The sequence below is a fragment of the Ensifer sp. EB106-05-01-XG146 genome (assembly GCF_058791875.1).
The window spans coordinates 1,736,389-1,753,514 of the sequence record NZ_JBYTDX010000002.1 but is presented as its reverse complement, the minus strand read 5'-3'; the positions used below and the strand labels follow the sequence as shown (position 1 = coordinate 1,753,514).

Annotated in this window: 18 protein-coding genes and 1 pseudogene; 10 read left to right on the top strand and 9 right to left on the bottom strand. The window is 63.3% G+C overall.

Annotation, left to right across the window (positions count from 1 at the left end; genetic code table 11):
• The first annotated feature begins 148 nt into the window (after nucleotides 1-148).
• A complete protein-coding gene (gene pcaD, locus AC3WVQ_RS28070) occupies nucleotides 149-934 on the top strand; it encodes a 3-oxoadipate enol-lactonase (protein ID WP_134886316.1) in 786 nt (261 codons plus the stop codon).
• A gap of 141 nt (nucleotides 935-1,075) precedes the next feature.
• Here the strand turns inward: pcaD and AC3WVQ_RS28065 are convergent, their stop codons facing one another.
• Together AC3WVQ_RS28065 and AC3WVQ_RS28060 are read right to left on the bottom strand one after the other, a co-directional pair.
• Nucleotides 1,076-1,555 (bottom strand): SRPBCC family protein, encoded by a 480-nt coding sequence (locus tag AC3WVQ_RS28065; RefSeq protein ID WP_034801716.1) that lies wholly within the window; start codon nucleotides 1,553-1,555, stop codon nucleotides 1,076-1,078.
• A gap of 9 nt (nucleotides 1,556-1,564) precedes the next feature.
• Complete coding sequence (locus AC3WVQ_RS28060; RefSeq protein ID WP_060521861.1) at nucleotides 1,565-1,888, bottom strand: ArsR/SmtB family transcription factor; 324 nt, start codon at nucleotides 1,886-1,888, stop codon at nucleotides 1,565-1,567.
• 107 nt (nucleotides 1,889-1,995) lie between these two features.
• Between AC3WVQ_RS28060 and AC3WVQ_RS28055 the strand changes: the two genes are divergently transcribed.
• The gene (locus AC3WVQ_RS28055) at nucleotides 1,996-2,637 is read left to right on the top strand and encodes a dihydrofolate reductase family protein (RefSeq protein WP_060644430.1); all 642 of its coding nucleotides are present in this window, start codon (nucleotides 1,996-1,998) and stop codon (nucleotides 2,635-2,637) included.
• 126 nt (nucleotides 2,638-2,763) lie between these two features.
• Here the strand turns inward: AC3WVQ_RS28055 and AC3WVQ_RS28050 are convergent, their stop codons facing one another.
• Nucleotides 2,764-3,825, bottom strand: coding sequence for an alpha/beta hydrolase family protein (locus AC3WVQ_RS28050; RefSeq protein WP_034801709.1), 1,062 nt, complete (start codon nucleotides 3,823-3,825; stop codon nucleotides 2,764-2,766).
• Between the two features lie 196 nt (nucleotides 3,826-4,021).
• On the opposite strand from AC3WVQ_RS28050, the gene AC3WVQ_RS28045 reads away from it, so the two are divergent.
• On the top strand, nucleotides 4,022-5,053 hold the full coding sequence (locus tag AC3WVQ_RS28045) for a helix-turn-helix domain-containing protein (RefSeq protein ID WP_034801707.1): 1,032 nt from the start codon (nucleotides 4,022-4,024) through the stop codon (nucleotides 5,051-5,053).
• 81 nt (nucleotides 5,054-5,134) lie between these two features.
• Here AC3WVQ_RS28045 and AC3WVQ_RS28040 read toward each other — a convergent pair.
• From AC3WVQ_RS28040 to AC3WVQ_RS28030, 3 genes and pseudogenes are all read right to left on the bottom strand, one after another.
• Nucleotides 5,135-6,313 (bottom strand): annotated as a pseudogene (locus AC3WVQ_RS28040) (Do family serine endopeptidase); the annotation flags it as partial.
• Nucleotides 6,314-6,506: 193 nt separating this feature from the next.
• Entirely contained in the window at nucleotides 6,507-6,953 is a 447-nt protein-coding gene (locus AC3WVQ_RS28035) for a hypothetical protein (RefSeq protein WP_090425993.1), read from the bottom strand.
• 326 nt (nucleotides 6,954-7,279) lie between these two features.
• Nucleotides 7,280-8,410: a citrate synthase gene (locus tag AC3WVQ_RS28030; protein ID WP_060584600.1), complete on the bottom strand. Its 1,131-nt coding sequence runs from the start codon at nucleotides 8,408-8,410 to the stop codon at nucleotides 7,280-7,282.
• Between the two features lie 75 nt (nucleotides 8,411-8,485).
• Here AC3WVQ_RS28030 and AC3WVQ_RS28025 point away from each other — a divergent pair, with 75 nt between their 5' ends.
• Nucleotides 8,486-9,577, top strand: a complete 1,092-nt coding sequence (locus tag AC3WVQ_RS28025) for a citrate synthase/methylcitrate synthase (protein ID WP_034801767.1) — start codon at nucleotides 8,486-8,488, stop codon at nucleotides 9,575-9,577.
• Nucleotides 9,495-10,568: a cupin domain-containing protein gene (locus AC3WVQ_RS28020; RefSeq protein WP_457578511.1), complete on the top strand. Its 1,074-nt coding sequence runs from the start codon at nucleotides 9,495-9,497 to the stop codon at nucleotides 10,566-10,568. Before AC3WVQ_RS28025 ends, AC3WVQ_RS28020 begins: the two co-directional genes overlap by 83 nt.
• Before the next feature lie 148 nt (nucleotides 10,569-10,716).
• On the opposite strand, the gene minE is transcribed toward AC3WVQ_RS28020, so the two are convergent.
• From minE to minC, 3 genes are all read right to left on the bottom strand, one after another.
• On the bottom strand, nucleotides 10,717-10,977 hold the full coding sequence (gene minE / locus AC3WVQ_RS28015) for a cell division topological specificity factor MinE (RefSeq protein ID WP_034798387.1): 261 nt from the start codon (nucleotides 10,975-10,977) through the stop codon (nucleotides 10,717-10,719).
• On the bottom strand, nucleotides 10,974-11,789 hold the full coding sequence (gene minD, locus AC3WVQ_RS28010; protein WP_034798389.1) for a septum site-determining protein MinD: 816 nt from the start codon (nucleotides 11,787-11,789) through the stop codon (nucleotides 10,974-10,976). The genes minE and minD overlap by 4 nt, the downstream gene beginning before the upstream one ends.
• Nucleotides 11,790-11,904: 115 nt before the next feature.
• On the bottom strand, nucleotides 11,905-12,657 hold the full coding sequence (gene minC, locus AC3WVQ_RS28005; protein ID WP_268088122.1) for a septum site-determining protein MinC: 753 nt from the start codon (nucleotides 12,655-12,657) through the stop codon (nucleotides 11,905-11,907).
• Nucleotides 12,658-12,785: 128 nt separating this feature from the next.
• Here minC and AC3WVQ_RS28000 point away from each other — a divergent pair, with 128 nt between their 5' ends.
• From AC3WVQ_RS28000 to AC3WVQ_RS27980, 5 genes are all read left to right on the top strand, one after another.
• A complete protein-coding gene (locus tag AC3WVQ_RS28000) occupies nucleotides 12,786-12,908 on the top strand; it encodes a hypothetical protein (protein ID WP_255381169.1) in 123 nt (40 codons plus the stop codon).
• Nucleotides 12,909-12,985: 77 nt separating this feature from the next.
• Nucleotides 12,986-13,171 (top strand): hypothetical protein, encoded by a 186-nt coding sequence (locus AC3WVQ_RS27995; protein ID WP_034798488.1) that lies wholly within the window; start codon nucleotides 12,986-12,988, stop codon nucleotides 13,169-13,171.
• A 607-nt stretch (nucleotides 13,172-13,778) separates the two neighbouring features.
• Nucleotides 13,779-14,183 (top strand): DUF1236 domain-containing protein, encoded by a 405-nt coding sequence (locus tag AC3WVQ_RS27990; protein WP_060584803.1) that lies wholly within the window; start codon nucleotides 13,779-13,781, stop codon nucleotides 14,181-14,183.
• A gap of 183 nt (nucleotides 14,184-14,366) precedes the next feature.
• The gene (locus AC3WVQ_RS27985; protein WP_034798394.1) at nucleotides 14,367-14,762 is read left to right on the top strand and encodes a cupin domain-containing protein; all 396 of its coding nucleotides are present in this window, start codon (nucleotides 14,367-14,369) and stop codon (nucleotides 14,760-14,762) included.
• A 311-nt stretch (nucleotides 14,763-15,073) separates the two neighbouring features.
• Nucleotides 15,074-17,122: a calcium-binding protein gene (locus AC3WVQ_RS27980; RefSeq protein ID WP_268088130.1), complete on the top strand. Its 2,049-nt coding sequence runs from the start codon at nucleotides 15,074-15,076 to the stop codon at nucleotides 17,120-17,122.
• The last annotated feature ends 4 nt before the right edge of the window (nucleotides 17,123-17,126 follow it).

Genomic DNA, 17,126 nt, shown 5'->3' with positions numbered 1-17,126 from the left:
CGGGCCGCGAAGGGATCGGTTGCCACCCTTGAGCGCGCGCTGTCGATATCTACCTATTGCAGCGCGCGTACCACCCGAGGCGCGATGTTGCGCCAAGAACGACAAAGCCGCCATTGCTGGCGGCTTTCCCGATTGGAGTTCCTGTTTCATGGCCTATCTCGACTTGTCCAGCCATCGCCTTCACTACCGCATCGAAGGCGACCAGAGCGGCAACGCGCCCTGGCTGCTCTTCTGCAATTCGCTCGGCACCGACCTCTCCATGTGGGATGCGCAGATCGCCGATCTGTCGCCCCATTTCCGCGTGCTGCGCTACGATCGCCGCGGTCATGGCCAGTCCTCGGCGCCGCCGCCGCCCTATGCGCTCTCCGACCTCGGCCAGGATGTGCTCGCGCTCATGGATGGCCTGGGGATCGAGCGGACACATTTCTGCGGCCTGTCGATCGGGGGCCTGACCGGACAATGGCTAGGTATCCATGCCGGCAAACGTTTCGACAAGATCGTGCTCTGTGCCACGGCGGCGCGGATCGGGACGCCCGAGAGCTGGGCCACCCGCATCGACAGCGTTCGGGCGGACGGTCTCGCAGGGCTCGCCGCGGCCACGGCAGAACGCTGGTTCACCCCGCAGTTTGCAGCCAGCCATGCAGAAGCCGTCGATCGCATTCTGGGCGCCTTCACCGCCACCTCGACGGACGGCTACATCGGTGGCTGCACCGCGCTCGCGGGCGCGGATCTGAGGGAGGAGATCGTAGCGATTGCCAACCCCGTGCTCGCCATCTCCGGCAACGGCGATCCGGTATGCCCGCCGGCGGACCTCGAATATATCGCCGCCCGGGTGCAGCGAGGCCGGCACCTGTCGCTGCCTGGTCGGCATATCGTCAATATCGAGTCGGCAAAGGCCTTCAATTCGGAGCTTCTCGACTTCCTTCGGCCATAGGTGCCGCGCAGATCCGTCACTTGATCGGAACGAGCGGCGACGGCTTCGCCGACGGTGCCAGTCGCAAGCTCAGACGTGGCTCCGAACAATCCTGAAAGCGGTCAATCATGAAGGCGGCGACCAACGTCCAGGCGGGCCGCGTCAGCCATCGAGCCAGGCGGCCAGACTGTCAAGCGTCTGCAGCCCGTACTCCACCGCGCCGAAGTCGATGACCGCTTGGCGGCGCTCGCGACTTGGGTGAAGCTGGCGCAGGGTCAGCACGGTCTTGCCGTCGGCCTGTTCATCGAAAGTAATCGTCATATAGAAGCGATCGGGGTCGTCGGGCTCAGCAGTGCCATAGTCCACTACGATCAATTCGTTGGGCACGATCTTCAGGAAGCGCATCAGACTGGGGAAGCGCTGCTGCCGACCATCAAACTCGCCCACCATGTCGAAGCGCCATACCCCGCCCTCACGGATGTCAGCCTCATGGTTCTCGATGCTGAAGCCAGCCGGGCCATACCATTGTGCCAGCGCTTGCGGGTCCATCCAGGCGGCGAAAACCTTTTGTCGCGGGTGCTTCAGCACCTTGACCAAAACGATTTCGCGGTCGGGCGACCAGGTCTCAAAAATCGGTTCCATTGCCGTTCCCTACGTCTTGTCCAGATAGGCTTCCAATCGGTCGAGCCGTTCGGCCCAACGTCGTCGCTCCGCTTCCATCCAGGTTGCCGCCTCTTCGAAGCGCCCCCGCTCCAGTCGACACCAGCGGCTGCGGCCACGTTTCTCGCTTGCGATAAGTCCGCAATCTTCAAGCACCTTGAGGTGCTGGGCGAAGGAGGGCAGTGCCATGTCGAAGGGCTCGGCAAGGACACTCACGGGCATCTCCCCGTCCGCAAGCCGTGAAACAACGGCGCGGCGCGTCGGGTCGCTGAGTGCATGGAAGGCAAGGTCAAGCGGGGTCGAATGATAGGGCATGCGCCACACTAAAGCGGACCGCGCACGCGCGTCAATGATAATAAGGTACTTGCCTTTGTATTCGGGTGAAATTAATAAGGCATCTACCTTACTATTAGGAGAGACCAATGGCAGTTCGTGTCGATCTCAACATTTCCCTGGACGGTTTCGCGACAACCACAGATCAGACCCCGGACAATCCGTTTGGCGCTGATTGGCCGCGTCTGGTTGCCGCCTATGCTGCGACCCGAACGATGCGGGAGCGCGTGTTCAAGGACACGTCCGGAGCGGGCACCACGGGCGTCGATGAGCAATATGCGCAGTCATACTTCTCAAACATCGGTGCTGAGATTATGGGTGCCGCCATGTTTGGATTTCACGCTCACCCAAACGATCCCGACTGGCGCGGCTGGTGGGGGGAAGAACCTCCGTTTCGCGTCCCGGTCTTCGTGCTCACGCACATGCCGCGGCCTCCGATCGAGATGGCCGGAGGCACCACATTTCATTTTCTGAACACGTCCCTTGCCGATGCACTCCGGCAGGCGACGAGCGCTGCGGACGGTAAGGATGTCCGTATTGGCGGCGGACCCACGGTCGTGCGCGCCTATCTCAAGGCAGGCCTTGTCGATAGCTTGCATGTGGCGATCGCACCCATCCTGCTCGGGCGGGGTATCCGTCTTTGGGACGATCTGCGCGGGTTGGAGGCCGGCTACACCGTCAAGGCAGAAACGGCCGAGAGTGGGACTGTCCACCTCACGTTTCAGCGCTAGCAGCGGACCAGAGCGATGGCAGCTTCTCGTCTCCTCGGACGATGCCATCTCTCCGGGCAAGACCGAAATCGAACAGACCGAGCACAGGGCGACGCGTGTCATCGCCCTGCGGCCAGTATGACGATGCTATCGATTCGCCAGTGTTTTCTGCAGGGCCTCGCGGGTCAGCTTGCTGATCTCGGCATGAATATCGGCGCGCGGCCGTTCCGTCGTGCCGCAAATCGGATCGACCTCGCCGAAGGATTCAAGCAGTTCGGCAGCGCCGTCCTTGCATATCGGCAGGAAGCTGAAGTGGTCTGCTCCGGCGACCGTGGCATAGGAGCCCTTCGGCGTCAGCGCCGCCAGCGGCTCGGAAGCGACCGCAAGCGGGATCGTCTCCTTGCTGCCGAGATTGATGAAATGCATCGGGATCGCGATCGCCTTGAGGCTGTCTTCCACATAGGCCTGGGCGAGGCCGGGGTCGACGAGTACGGCGCCTTTGATCCGAGGATCCCGGTTCGACTGCTCGAAACGCGCCTTGTCGACGGTGCGAAGATCGAGCTTGTCGACGTCGACCGGCGTGTCGTCGACATAGCCCCTGCCGCCGACGAACCAGGCGCAATCCCACTTGCCGTAGCTGTCGCAGTAGCCGGCATAGGCCTCGAGGCTCGCTCTTGCCCCTGAAATCTCCATGGCGGTCGAGCCGCCGAGAGAGAATCCGAGGACGGCGATCCGCCCGGGGTCGATTGCAGCGCTCCATTGCGGATCCCGGGTGAACGTGTCGATCAATGCCGAGAGGTCGGCCGTCCTTTCCCAAAGCTTCGGCGTGTTGGCAGGCGTCGAGTCGCCGCTGGTGGTGCCGGGATGGTTGGGGCCGGCGACGATGAAGCCGGCCGCCGCGAGCTCGGCCGCAAGCCAGCTCATCGCCTCGACGCGGCCGCCCGAACCATGGGACAGAACCACCAGCGGATACCGGCCCTCGCGCAAGGGGGCGTTCTTCGATGCGGGCGATCCCTCGAAGATGCGATTGTCGCCGACAAGCACCGGCTCACCGCCGGCTTTGGCGGGATACCAGACGGTGACGGCGAGTTGGCGTTCCCGCTTCGGTGCGGCAACGTCGATCTCGCGGACGCCGACGTCATCGGCTTGCGCCGAGGCGGCCAGGCTCAGAAGGAAGGCAGCGGCGGGAATGAACTGGAGGAGGGGCATTGGGCATCTCGCTGTGTTGGAAAAGACGGCCGATCGTCACCGACGCCCCCCTTGTCCGCGTCCTCGATCGCGATTGAGGTCGTCCCGAATCGCGATCTGGGCAATGATCCGCCCATCGAAATGCCTGCTTGCCGCTCGCCTGCCTGCCGTTTGTCTGCCCGCCTTTGTCTGCCCGTTTTTGTCTGAAGGACATGCCTTGATCTTTCTGCCGCTCCCGTTCGTCGTCGCCTTGCTGCTTCTTATCCTGCTTGCGTTCATGCTGCATGGCGACGAGCCAGGGCGGCGCAACCGGCCGTTCCTCGCTCTGGTGGCGCTCTGTGCGCTCCAGTCGGTGATCGTCGGGCTGCGTTGGGGCTATGACGTCACTGCGTTGAAGTTTGCGCTGCCGGTGCTTGCGAGCGGTGTGCCGCCGCTGGTGCTTGCGAGTTTCCACAGCCTGATCCGCAGAGACGAGCGCAGTGCTGCTGCGGCGGGGTGGGTCCATGCGGCGCCGACGATCGGTATGTTCGCGCTCGTGCTGTTCGCGCCGCGCTACATCGATTTCGCCTTGATCGTCGAATATGTCGGATACGCGCTGGCGCTCCTGAACCTGGCGCGCGTCGGTACGGATGCGCTGGAGGAAGCGCGCTTCGAAGGTGCGGCCGCGGCGCACCGCGCCTTGCTCATTGCCGCGTTCTCGCTCTGCCTTTCGGCGCTCTTCGATCTTGCGATCCTTCTGGATTTCGAATGGACGAGGGGCGCGAATATCGGCCTCATCGTCAGTAACGCGAACTTGCTGGGCCTGCTCTTCATCGGGCTGACAGCCATGGTCGCGGACCGTGCGCGTGCGCTTCCGGCCGCCGGCGCGGTCACCGACGAGGATCCTGTTGCAAAGCCGCAGGACCGCGAAATCCTCGACAGGATCGATCAACTGCTCGTCAGTCAGAAACTGGCCCGCGACGAAAACCTCACCTTGTCACGTCTGGCGCGGCGCGCGGGCCTGCCCGCCCGGCAGATATCGACCGCCGTCAATCGGCTGGCGGGCAAGAACGTCTCGCAATACATCAACGATATCCGGATTGCTGAGGCCTGCCGGCTGTTGCGCGAAACCGACATGTCGGTGACCGCGGCCATGCTGGAATCCGGCTTTCAGACGAAATCGAATTTTAATCGCGAGTTTCGCCGCGTCACCGACTTGAGCCCCGTCGCCTGGCGCGAGCAGAACCGGACCGGAGCGCTTGCCGCCTGACTGATGCCATGGCGATGCCCGGCCGCGGTGCGGCCGGGCTGGTTGGAGGCAAGGTGTGCGGTGACGTACTTGCGACGGTTACTGCTGGTCTGCGGCATTGTCGCCGATCGTGATCGCAACATCCTTCGTCTTGCCGGTCCGCCATAGGCTCAGGTTCTTCGAGGTGCCGGGCGAGAGGTCGGCGACCATGCGCGACAGGTCACGCGGCGACTTCACCGGGTTGCCGCCAAGCGCGATGATGATGTCGCCGGCCTTGATGCCGGCCTTGGCCGCGGGCGTTCCGCCACTGACGCCGGCAACGAGCGCGCCCTCAGGCTGGGCAAGGCCGATGGCGTCGGCGATATCAGCCGTGACCGGCTGTATCTGCACGCCGATGAAGCCGTGCTGGATCGAACCATCCTTCATCAACTCAGTGACGACCTTTTGCGCCTGGTCCGAGGGGATGGCGAAGCCGACGCCGACGCTACCGCCGTTCGGCGAATAGATCGCCGTGTTGATGCCGACCACCTGGCCCTTTGCGTCGACCAGCGGTCCGCCGGAATTGCCGTGGTTGATCGGGGCGTCGATCTGGATGAAATCGTCATAGGGACCGCTGTGCAGGTCGCGGCCGCGCGCCGAGACGATCCCCGACGTGACCGTCGTGCCGATGCCGAACGGGTTGCCGATCGCCAGCACCTGGTCGCCAACCCGCAAGGTGTCGGAATCGCCCCAGGCAACTGTTGCGAGCGGCTTCGGCGCCGTGATTTTCAGGACTGCGAGGTCGTTCTTCGGGTCGGCGCCGACAAGCTTGGCCGGCACTTGCGTGCCGTCGTCGAGCGTCACCATGATGCTCGATGCCTTGTCGATGACGTGGTTGTTGGTGACGACGTAGCCGTCCGCGGTCACGATGAAACCGGAGCCGAGCGCTTCGGCCCGTTGACGCTGACGCTGCTCAGGCGCCTGGTCCGGCAAGGGGATGCCCTGATCGTGGAAGAATTGGCGGAATTGTTCGTCGAAGGGCGAATTTCCGCCCGGTTGCGACGGTTCGCTCGCACCGGCGTTGTCGGCCTTGATCACGGTCGTCACGGTGACGACCGCCGGCTTGTCTGCCGACACGACCGGCGCGAAGGATCCGCCGGATGTGGCCGGGACTGCAACGGCCGGACTGGCCGCCGCAGCGGCCACGTCATGGCCTGTGAAGGCTGCTACAGACAAGGGCGCAATGATGACGGCTGCGCCAAGGAGGGCGGCAGCTCGATACCTCGTGAGAATGTTTGACATGATCCTGTTCCTTTCGCTGCCTGTTTGCCGGACGAACTTGGCCGGACGCAGCCCGAGGCAGGTCGGGTCTGCGGGCACCGTCGGCCGGCATTGGATTAAGGGGCGGTCTGGTTACCGAAGGACCAGGCCCTTGAGCAGGCCCGGCCCCATCGGTTACGGCTCACCCGAAGACGGGTGAGCCTCAACGTGTCGGTCAAGCCATTCGGGCGATGTCGCGGTCGAGATGGCGAACGTCACCCTGGAGCCGGGCGTAGGACTGGGCCGGCAGCATGCCGTGATGGGCGGCGGCGGTCTTGACGGCGTCGGCGCGCACAGCACCGTCTTCGCGTTCAAGCTTCCGGTAGTTTGCTGCCGTCAGCTTGCCCTGTTCGTGGTCGGCGTTGATGCGGTGGTTGTCGACCCGGAGTTCATGCAGGACGTGATCGAGCCGCGTCGATGCAATGTGGGTCGGTGTCCGGTAGACCGGCATGGCCGGGGTTGCCATGTCGTCCTGGGCGAAAATGCCCTGGTAGTAATCGCCGGTATAGGCACCCTTGTCGTTGTCGCGGCCGAAATCGTGGTGATCGGCAGCAAAGGCGGCGCCGCTTAAGAGAACGAGGGCGACGGTTGCGATGGTGGTGGTCTTGAAGGGCGAGCGCATGACTGCATCTCCTGAATTGAAGGAAGCGCCGCGCGCTTCCGTTCGAGGCTGTCTCCTATTGTCGCGTCACGGCCGAAGCGGTCGCCGGCAATATTCAGCCTCGAAAATGAAGGTATTACTTCCGTGCGCCGCCGTCATGTTAATAACGCGTAATATTTCGGCAGACATCTCCGGAAATCCGCTTCATTAACATTATTTAATAAAGGCCAATTCGCTCCAGATTGACGGATATTCTTTCCCCAGGCGCGTATTGTGGCCCTTTTGCGGCCGCCCGCCCGCGCCTTTTCTAGTCAATCGAGCTTAGGGCTGAGGGCGCGGAGGAGGAGCTACGATCCGGCATAGTGGGCGCGCGGCCGGATCAGATCGCCGCTGACGACCTGTTCCATTGCGTGCGCGAGCCAGCCGACGGTGCGTGCAAGGGCGAATATCACCATCGGCGCGTCATCGGGTAGATCATAGGCAGCAGCGAGCGCCGCCAGAGAGAAGTCGAGATTGGCCGGTTCTCCGAGCAGTTCCTCGCCGGCCTCGGCCAGCGCGGCATAGAGCGGCGGCACGTCGAAGCTCGACATGATGGCCTTCGCGCGCGGGTCGCCGTCCGGATAGAGCCGGTGGCCGAAAGCCCGGACCACGCCGTCCGAAGACAGCATGGTACGGATCGCCTCGCGCACCCCGCCCACGGCCGCCTGTTCGGCAAGCCGCGTGACGCTCAGCCAGGCGCCGCCGTGCCTGGGGCCGGTGAGGGTGGCAAGCCCCGAAAGTGTGGCGGCGGAAAGTGCGGCGCCGGACGACGCGGTGACCCGTGCTGCAAAGGCGGAAACGTTGAGCTCGTGTTCCGCCGTCAGCACCAGGCATCGGCGGATCGGCTCCGCCGCCTCCGGCCGCTCCCAGCCGTGCGCCAGGCGCTCGTGCAGCGGCACATTTTCCCGCGACGGCGCAAGTCCGGCGGCAACGGTCGCCAGCACCTCGGCGGCCTCGGCCTTCAGGATGGCGGGCCTGCGTCCGAGCGCCGGCAGGTCGGCTTCGATGCGCCCGGCGAGAAGCGTAAAGGTCGTTGCTAGCCGCGATTGGCTGCTGCCGGGATCGCGCGCTGGAACAACAACCGCCGCCGGTGTCAGCCAGAGCAGGGCGGCGACCTCCTCCAGGGTCGCTGTGGTGGCAAGTTCGATCGCGTTGCTGCCGCGGTAGGAGAGCTGCCCTCCGGCGATGCTGGAGATCGTCGTTGGCAGTACCGGCTCGCCCCAGCGGATCGTCTCGGCCGCCACGACCGCCGCCTGCCGCCTGCCGGCGTGGCGCTCGGCCAGCCGGTGCACGTCGTCGGCCTGGTAGAGGCTGCGGCGCGGGTCGGCGGGGTCGGGCTTGGCGCGAATGCGGCCGCGGCTGACATTGGCATAGAGCGTCTGCCGTTTGCTGCCGAGCTTGGCGAGCGCCTCTTCGGCGGTGATCCAGAGTGTATTCATGTTGATCAATAGCATCAAGATTGACGTCAATAGGTCTAGGTCGGATCATCCTCGGCGTAAAGGAGAAACTTGATGATGAAGAACGGACTTGAAGACGTCGTCGCCGCCGAAACGCAGCTCTCCCATGTTGACGGCGAGGCGGGTCAATTGATCATCCGCGGCGTCTCGCTCGATCACCTGGCCGGCCACGCAAGCTATGAGGATGTCGTGGCGCTGTTGTTCGAGGGGCTGCTGGGGCCGATGCCGGACCGGGTTGAACTCGCGAAGCGGCTGGGTGAGAAGCGAGCGGAAGTGTTCGCCCATGTTGGCGCCATCGACGATGCGTTGCTGGAACTGCCGCCGGTCGACATCATGCGCGCGCTCATCGCCCGGCTCCCGGATGGGGAGGACCTCGATACGGCCCTACGTCTGCTCGCCGCGCCGGCCGTCTTCCTGCCGGCGGCGCTGCGCATGAAGAGCGGTGAAGCTCCGGTCGCGCCGACGCCGGCGCTGTCGCACGCCGCCGATATCCTGGCGATGCTCTGTGCCAAGGTGCCGAGCAGACAAGAAGTGGCGGCGCTCGACGCCTATCTGGTGACGATCTCGGACCACGGCCTCAACGCCTCGACCTTCGCCTCACGCGTGGTCGCCTCCACCAAGGCCGGTCTCACCTCTTCGGTGCTTGCCGCCATCGGGGCGCTCAAGGGGCCGCTCCATGGCGGCGCGCCTGGTCCGGTGCTCGACATGCTGGACGCGATTGGAACGCCTGAGAATGCGGAGGCCTGGCTTTCCGACGCGCTCGACCACGGCGAACGGCTGATGGGCTTTGGCCACCGTGTCTATCGTGTCCGCGACCCCCGCGCCGATGCGCTGAAGGGCGCGCTGAAACGACTGATCGCTGCGCATCCGGCCAACCGCGATCGCATTCGACTGGCAGAAGAGGTCGAACAATCGGCGCTCGCCGTCCTGAAGGTGCGCAAGCCCGACCGCCCGCTCGACGTCAACGTCGAGTTCTACACGGCGCTGCTGCTCGATGCGCTGCGCTTCCCGCGCGACGCCTTCACCGGCGTGTTCGCGATCGGTCGCACCGTCGGCTGGATCGCCCATGCCCGCGAGCAGGCGCTGGAAGGCCGCCTTATCCGGCCGCGTTCGCTCTATGTCGGGCCGCTGCCGCAACAGGCCGCGTGAGTGTTCTATGCTGAGGCGGAGACCATCCGCGCATTTCGCAGGTGTTGTTGAAAGAACGCCTTCAGGTCGCGGAAGTCATCGAAACCAAGGACGGTCGCAAAACGGGCGACCGTCGTCGGCGAGACGGCGCAGACTGACCTCCCCCCCCCCCCCCCACATCGGCGCGCCGCTTCGCGCCCAGAACCAAGGAGTTTACCAATGGGATACAAGCCGTCTCCCCGTCCTGTCTTTGATCGTCCTAGCCACATCCCCTATGCCGGCGTCACGCGGCATCTCTGGGGCGAGGAAAATGCCGGTCTCGTTGACGGCTGGATCTACGCCTCGACGGAAAGCATTCACCAGATCGTCTTCATGCAGCCCGGCGGCTGCTTCAAGCATACGATGGCCTCCCGCGATCTTCGGGGCGTACGAGGTTCTCTACGTGCTGAGCGGTACACTTGGCCTTGCCAACCCCGAGACGGGTGAATTCTGCATCGCGAAGGAAGGCGAGGCGCTGTTCTTCCGCAAGGAAACCTGGCACCACGGTTTCAACCTTGGCAACGAGCAGGTCCGCGTGCTGGAATTCTTCGCGCCGCCGCCGGCCAAGGGCACGTCAGGCCCCTATGCGCGCACCAAGCCCTATATCGAGATCGAGCAATCGCGCTATGGCCAGAGCGAGTCCATCGGTCGCTGGCCGATGGACGCCGACGCCCAGCGGAAGGCCAGGACAATCCATTCGATGCGCGATGCCGATCTGCTCTTAAGCCTCGATCGGCAAACGCAGGGCGCCTATACCGGCCTCTATTGCGCGACCGATCAGCTCACCGTCGGCAAGACGACGCTGCTTTCGGGAAAACGCACCGGCATGGAGCGCCACAAGGGTGACGAATGCCTCTACTTGGTGTCGGGTATCTTGAACATCCATGTGCCCGATGCCGAAAGCCAGGTCTGGTTCGAGCTCAACCCGCGCGACGGCTTCCGGCGGGTTTCGATCACCAATATTTCAACATGACGGGCGACAAGGTGGAGTTCGTCTTCGGTGTCGCCCCGGAGTACTAGTCTCAAACAAAAACATACGGCAGTACCCGCTGGATGCTGCCGTATCTGAAAACAGGAAGTCGGCCGAGAGGAACGTTGCTTCCCAAATAAGTTGGCGGCCCTTAGGCCGCCTTCTTTGCGTCGAAGGGGATCTCGATATCGACGGCGAGCGTTGAGACCTGGGGGCCGCGTTCCATCGTTACGCGGACCTTGTCGTCGTCGATCTGCATGTGTTTGGAGATCGCCTGGAGGATTTCGTCGCGCAGTTTGGTGACGAGATCGCTATCGCCGGCGGATGCGCGCTCATGGGCGAGCAGCACCTGCAGCCGTTCGCGGGCGGCCGGCGCTGACTGTGTGCGGGAGAAGAAACGGAAAAGGTTCATGCCGCTTTCCTTCCGAAGATCTTGCCGAGGAAGCTGCGCTTCTCGCCGGGGATGTTGATCGGCAGGGCCTCGCCCTTCAGTCGGCGAGCCGCCTCGAAATAGGCGAGCGCCGGGGCCGAGCGGGTGTCGGCCAGCGTGACCGGCGAACCGACGTTGGACGCGCGCAGCACGTCGGCGCTTTCCGGAATGATGCCCATCAGCGGGATCGACAGGATTTCGAGCACGTCGTCGACCTTCAGCATGTCGCCGCGCTCGGCGCGTACCGGGTCGTAGCGGGTAAGCAGCAGGTGCTTTTCCATGCGCTCGCCGTTTTCCGCCTTGAGCGTCTTGGAATCGAGCAGGCCGATGATGCGATCGGAATCGCGCACCGACGAGACTTCCGGATTGGTCACGACGATCGCGATGTCGGCGTGGCGCATGGCCAACGTGGCGCCACGCTCGATACCGGCGGGGCTGTCGCAGATGACCCAGTCGAAGGCGCTCTGAAGGGCGGCGATGACCTTCTCGACACCTTCCGGCGTCAGGTTGTCCTTGTCGCGGGTCTGGGAGGCCGGCAGCAGATAGAGCGTTTCCAAGCGCTTGTCGCGGATCAGCGCCTGCGACAGCTTGGCCTCGCCCTGGATCACGTTGACCAGGTCATAGACGACGCGGCGTTCCGCGCCCATGACGAGGTCGAGATTGCGCAGACCGACGTCAAAGTCCACGACGACGACTTTCTCGCCGTTCTGAGCGAGTGCGGCGCCCAGTGCGGCGCTGGACGTCGTCTTGCCGACGCCGCCCTTGCCCGATGTAACTACGACTACCTTGCCCATTCGTCTCTCCAAGTATCTAAGAATTCGCCTTCGCCTACGTCCTCGTGACCCCGGCCGGATCGACCTGAATCACCAGATGCGGATGGCAAGCATCCACACCTTTCCTTGCCTCGGCCTAACCGAGCGTTCCGGCCTTCAGCTCTTCGCCGTCGAGCCAGATCTGCACGGACTTGCCACGCAGATTCTGCTCCATGTCGTCGGCCGTCTTGTAGAAGCCGTCGATCGCAATCAATTCCGCTTCGAGCTTGCGGCAGAAGATCCGCGCCGAAGCATTGCCCGTGGTGCCGGCCATCGCCCGGCCGCGCAGCGCGCCGTAAATGTGGATCGAGCCGCCGGCGACGACTTCGGCGCCCGAGGCGACCGAGCCGATGATCGTCACGTCCCCTTCGGGGAAGAACAGCGACTGGCCGGAGCGCACCGGCTGGGTGACGACGATCGACGGCGTCGCCTTGGTGGCAAGCGGTTCTGCCGTGATCACGGTTTCCGCGGCTGCTTCCGCTTCCGGCGTCTCGCTCTTTTCGGCCTGTTCCGCCATCTTGGCTTCGTAGTCCGCCGCCGGGCGACCGTCGGTCATCGCGGGAGGAAGGTCAGCGCCGAGCAGAGACTGGCGCGCGCCTTCGATGCCCATGATGCGCACATTGCGCTTGCCGAGCTGGTCGACGAGTTCGCGCAGTTGCGACCGGTCGATATCAAGGCCGTCGACATCAAGCACGACCGGGCGTCGCAGGAAGAAACCGGCGGAGCGGGAGGCGAGATGGTCGAGGCGGGTGAGCCAATCCTCGAGCGGAAGCTCGGGGGTCAGCGCTAGCGCAAGGAAGGATCGCCCCTTGAGGCGGATCGGCCGGGATTCGGTTAACACATCATTCATCTTGGTAAATTTTCCGTTGCTTCGGTGTATCGATCAAATGGTTAACAAATGGTTAATTCGGCAATGCGAAGGTTAATGAGGCGGCGCTGAGGACCGGTCGCCAGCCGCTGGAAAACAAGGAAAATCGGGTGGCCGAAAAAGCCGCTCTTTTGCCCATCGTCGCCTTGGCTTCGGCCGATCAGACCCTGCGCCCGGCGCCGAGCGACGCAGAAAGCCTCGATACGGCAAGGGCGATTCGTCCGGGCTCATGAGGGGAGTTGACATTGGAACGCTAAAATAAGAACATAACAAGAACAAAGCGGAGGTTCCCATGAGTCGGATGGAGACCATGACCCACACGGAAGAAGTGATCGAACGCGCCATGGCCGCCGTTGCGGCCGCCCGAAAGAAGCGGGAACGCGAGGCCGAATGGCGCAAGCGCACCTTCGGCCGCATCGACATGGCGCCGCCGTTGCCGCGGCTGAAGCGTGGCGGTGTCCAGCTTTCGCTTCGGCTCGACGGTTCCGCACGCTGACGAAGGAGCGGGCCGCTCAAGGCCCGGCAGCTGGATGACGGGCGAAGCGAGTCGAAGCTTCGAGAGGAATGAACATGAGGCATCGTCGAAGCATCGACCTGATGCCGCGCGAAGACGCCACCGTTGACGGGGCGACCTTGGAACTCTTGCCGGAATGGTACGTGCTCGTGGCGCAATGCGGGAAATGTCGACACCAGGGGCGGATCGATCGCCGGCTTGTTGCAAACAGGCGCGGATGGGGCGTCTCTCTCAATTCCATCGGCCCGGCGCTGAAATGCGTACGCTGCGGCAACAGGGAAGGGAACAAACTGCTTCTTGGCCGGTTGCCCCGTGACTGATGGGCGGTGCGGGCAGAAAGCGTGGCGGGGCAGATGGGTTTGCCTTGAGAGCGCACGAAGGCGTCTCAGTCACATAGAGGGTGATTCTCTGCTATTTGTACTATAGAATTGATAATGGTCGGTGCCTCTTTGAATTGTATGGCGTTGATGTCGATCATACATTGATTGTTAATGAAATTTATCAAGCGTGATGCGCTGAAATTAGCGTGGATTCGGAACAAATTATTATTCTTTTCGTTGATGTGGTGATCAAACGAAAGGATTAGATCATGAAGAAGCTTATAATCGCCGCGGCTGTTGTTTCTTTGATGGCAGGATCCGCATTTGCTGAGGATGCCAACCAGAAAGCCGGCACGGCCGCAGGCATCGTTGGCGGCGCAACCGCGGGTGCCGTCGTCGGCGGGCCGATCGGTGCCGGTGTGGGTGCCGTGGTCGGTGGCGCGCTCGGCGGAGCGCTGACGCCGCCGCCGCCGGAAGTCATCACCTATGTCGAACAGCAGCCCGCACCGCCTTCGGTCGTCGTGCAGGAGCAGGTCGTGATCGGTAAACCCATCCCGCAAGCCGTCGTCCTGACGCCCGTACCCGATAATCCGCGCTACGCCTATGCGGTCGTAAATGACCACCGCGTGATCGTCGAGCCGCAGTCGAGAACGGTGGTCCAAGTCATCAACTGACCGTAGGCGGTCTTCATACTGTAGTCTCTCAGGGAGGGGTGGCGTTCCGCGCCGCCCCTTCCTTTTGCCCAGCTATCGATAAGGCGAGGCATCAAATGCCCTTGAGCGCTCAGCGGGATCGGTCGTGTCGATTGGTTCAACCTGATAAACTGCTGGCCGGATTTCATCGGCGGGGAGCACGTCATGGGAGCTGTCGCGCATGAAGACTGGCCGATCGAGATGTGGCGCCCGGGGGTTGAGACCCGCATGCTCATCTCCGCGCTCAATGGCGCTTCCGGATTGTGCCTGTTCGAACAATGGATCGCGCCCGGCGCCGGCGCGCCCACCCATAGCCATCCCGTCGAAGAGGTGCTGACGGTGGTGGCGGGGCAGGCGGAAATGTGGATCGACGACGAACGTTTCATCCTCACCAGCAATCAATCGCTGATCGTGCCGAAATTGCGTCGGCACGGGTTTGCAAATGTCGGCGGCGAAACGCTCCACATTCGCGCTGTGCTCGCATCCGCAGCCTTCGAGGCAAGCTTTGACGATGCAGCGGAAGCGACCAGGCGCTGGGCAGCCGCGCCGGTGCAGGGATAGGTCGGCACCTCCCATAAGCCACCACCCGAACTTCGGGCAAAGCCGTCGTGTCCGGCAGCGACCGGCTATCGAGGCTCGTGGCCTTCTTTCCCGAAAAGCTCGCACGCGTGTTTCTCACGCCGAGGGACGCACGGCGCCGAGGATGAAAATATACGCGCGAAACAACTAATATAAATCTCGAATTATATTGCCAGTATTTCGAGTATTTATTCGGTATTGCTTTACGAGTTTATATAAATACAGTCCGCATAGAAGTGTCGATATTTCCGTGGCAAAGTATTCTTGAAAATTGTTTGAAGGGGAGTGATCGCATGGCGAGGATCGTAGGTTCCTATGGGAACGACGTTTTGAAGGGTACCGCGGAAAGCGACCGCATCTGGGGGCTTTTCGGCGCCGACACGATCGACGGCGGCGCTGGCGATGATTTCGTCAGCGGCGGCGGCGGGCGCGATACCCTGATAAGCTCGAGCGGCTTTGATCGGCTCGACGGCGGTGCCGACGACGACCAGATCGTGCTGAACGGGACCGGCGGTGCGGTCACCGGAGGGGCCGGCTATGATGGTCTCGTGGTCGATTTCTCACAAACCTCCGAGCGCATGGTGTTCAACGGCGGGTCCGGCCACGGTTATGTCGGAGATCCTGCGCTCGCCGGGCGCCACGTCTTCTTCCACGATATCGAGTGGTTGCGGGTGCTTGCCGGCAGCGGCGACGACCGGATCGCCGGCACCGCCTCAGGCGACAACATCTCGACGGGCGCCGGCAACGATGTCGTCTACGCCGGTGGCGGAAACGATCTCATAACCAACAGCGGCGGTCACGATCGTCTCAATGGCGGCGCCGGCAACGACCGCTTCGTTCTCATCGGTACCGGCAGCACCGTCTCCGGCGGCAGCGGCACCGATACGCTGGCTATCGATCTCGTCGCCGCCAAAGCCCCCGTCGTCTTCAACCTGCAAAACGGCCACGGCATCATCGGTCATCAGACATCGGGCGAGCGCCATATCTTCGTCACCTATGACGGCATCGAAAAGATCGAAGTGACGACGGGAAGCGGCAACGACCGGATCCTGGGGAGTACGCTTTCCGATGTCATCCAGACCGGCGGCGGCAACGACTTCGTCGACGCGGGTGTCGGCGACGATACGATCATCGACGGGCTCGGCGCCAATCGCCTGTTTGGCGGTGACGGCCGCGATCAGATCACCTCGACGCTGTATTCGGCAGAAATCGACGGTGGGGCGGGCCAGGACTGGTTATGGATCAAGGAAACGCAGCGCACGAGCGACCTGACGGTCGACTTCTCCGCCGGAGGGGCCTCGACCGGCACCGTCATTAGCGGCATCGAGGAGGCGAGCCTCATGCTCGGCAGCGGCAACGATCGGGTGATCGCCGGCGATCTGACCTATCTCGTGGTCGAGGCCGGCGCTGGAAACGATCACCTCGAGGGCGGCGCCGGAGGGGATGCGCTCTATGGCGAAGACGGCAATGATTACATTCACGGGGGTGCCGGAAACGACTCGATCGTCACGGGCGCCGGTGACGATGTGGCCTATGGCGGCGACGGAATGGACACGCTAGCCAATACCGGCGGCAGCGACGTGCTCGATGGCGGCGCCGGAGACGACTGGCTGCAGGACACCTTCCCCGGCGGTGGCAGCCTCGGTGTTGCGTCGATCCTGCGCGGCGGCGCGGGCAACGACACGATCAATGCCCGCTACGTCGGCGAGGTCGATGGCGGTGAAGGCCGGGACCTCCTGAACCTCAACTATGGCGGCCTGCCGGAGGCGATGGACTTCGACGCGGCACGGGGTGTCACCCATACCGGCCTGACGTTCACCGGTATCGAATATTTCAACGTTTCGAGCGGGGGCTACGACGACGTACTGCGCGGCGGCGACGACAACGACACTTTTTACGCCTCGAGCGGCAACGATATCCTCGAGGGGCGCGGCGGGGATGACAAGCTGACGGGCGCGTCGGAAAACGACCAGCTCTTCGGCGGCGACGGGGCGGATTTCCTCGATGGAGGGTCCGAGAACGACCTATTGAGCGGCGGTAACGGCAGTGATGTGCTGACGGGTGGCCGCGGCGCGGACACCTTTTACTGGTCGTCGGAAACCTCCGGCGAGGTGGGCCTCGATCGCATTCTCGATTTCGATGGCCGGCAGGGTGACCGCATCGCCTTTTCCCACGAGGCCCAGGACACAACGGGTATTCACAGCTATGCGGATTTCCTTGCCGCAGCGCGCGACACGGCCGATGGCGTGTTCGTCTCCTTCAATGGCTCGGAAACCGAAGGCATTCTGATCGAGGATAGCTCGCTCTCGGTTCTCTCCGAAAGCGATCTCGTCTTCGGCTGAGGCC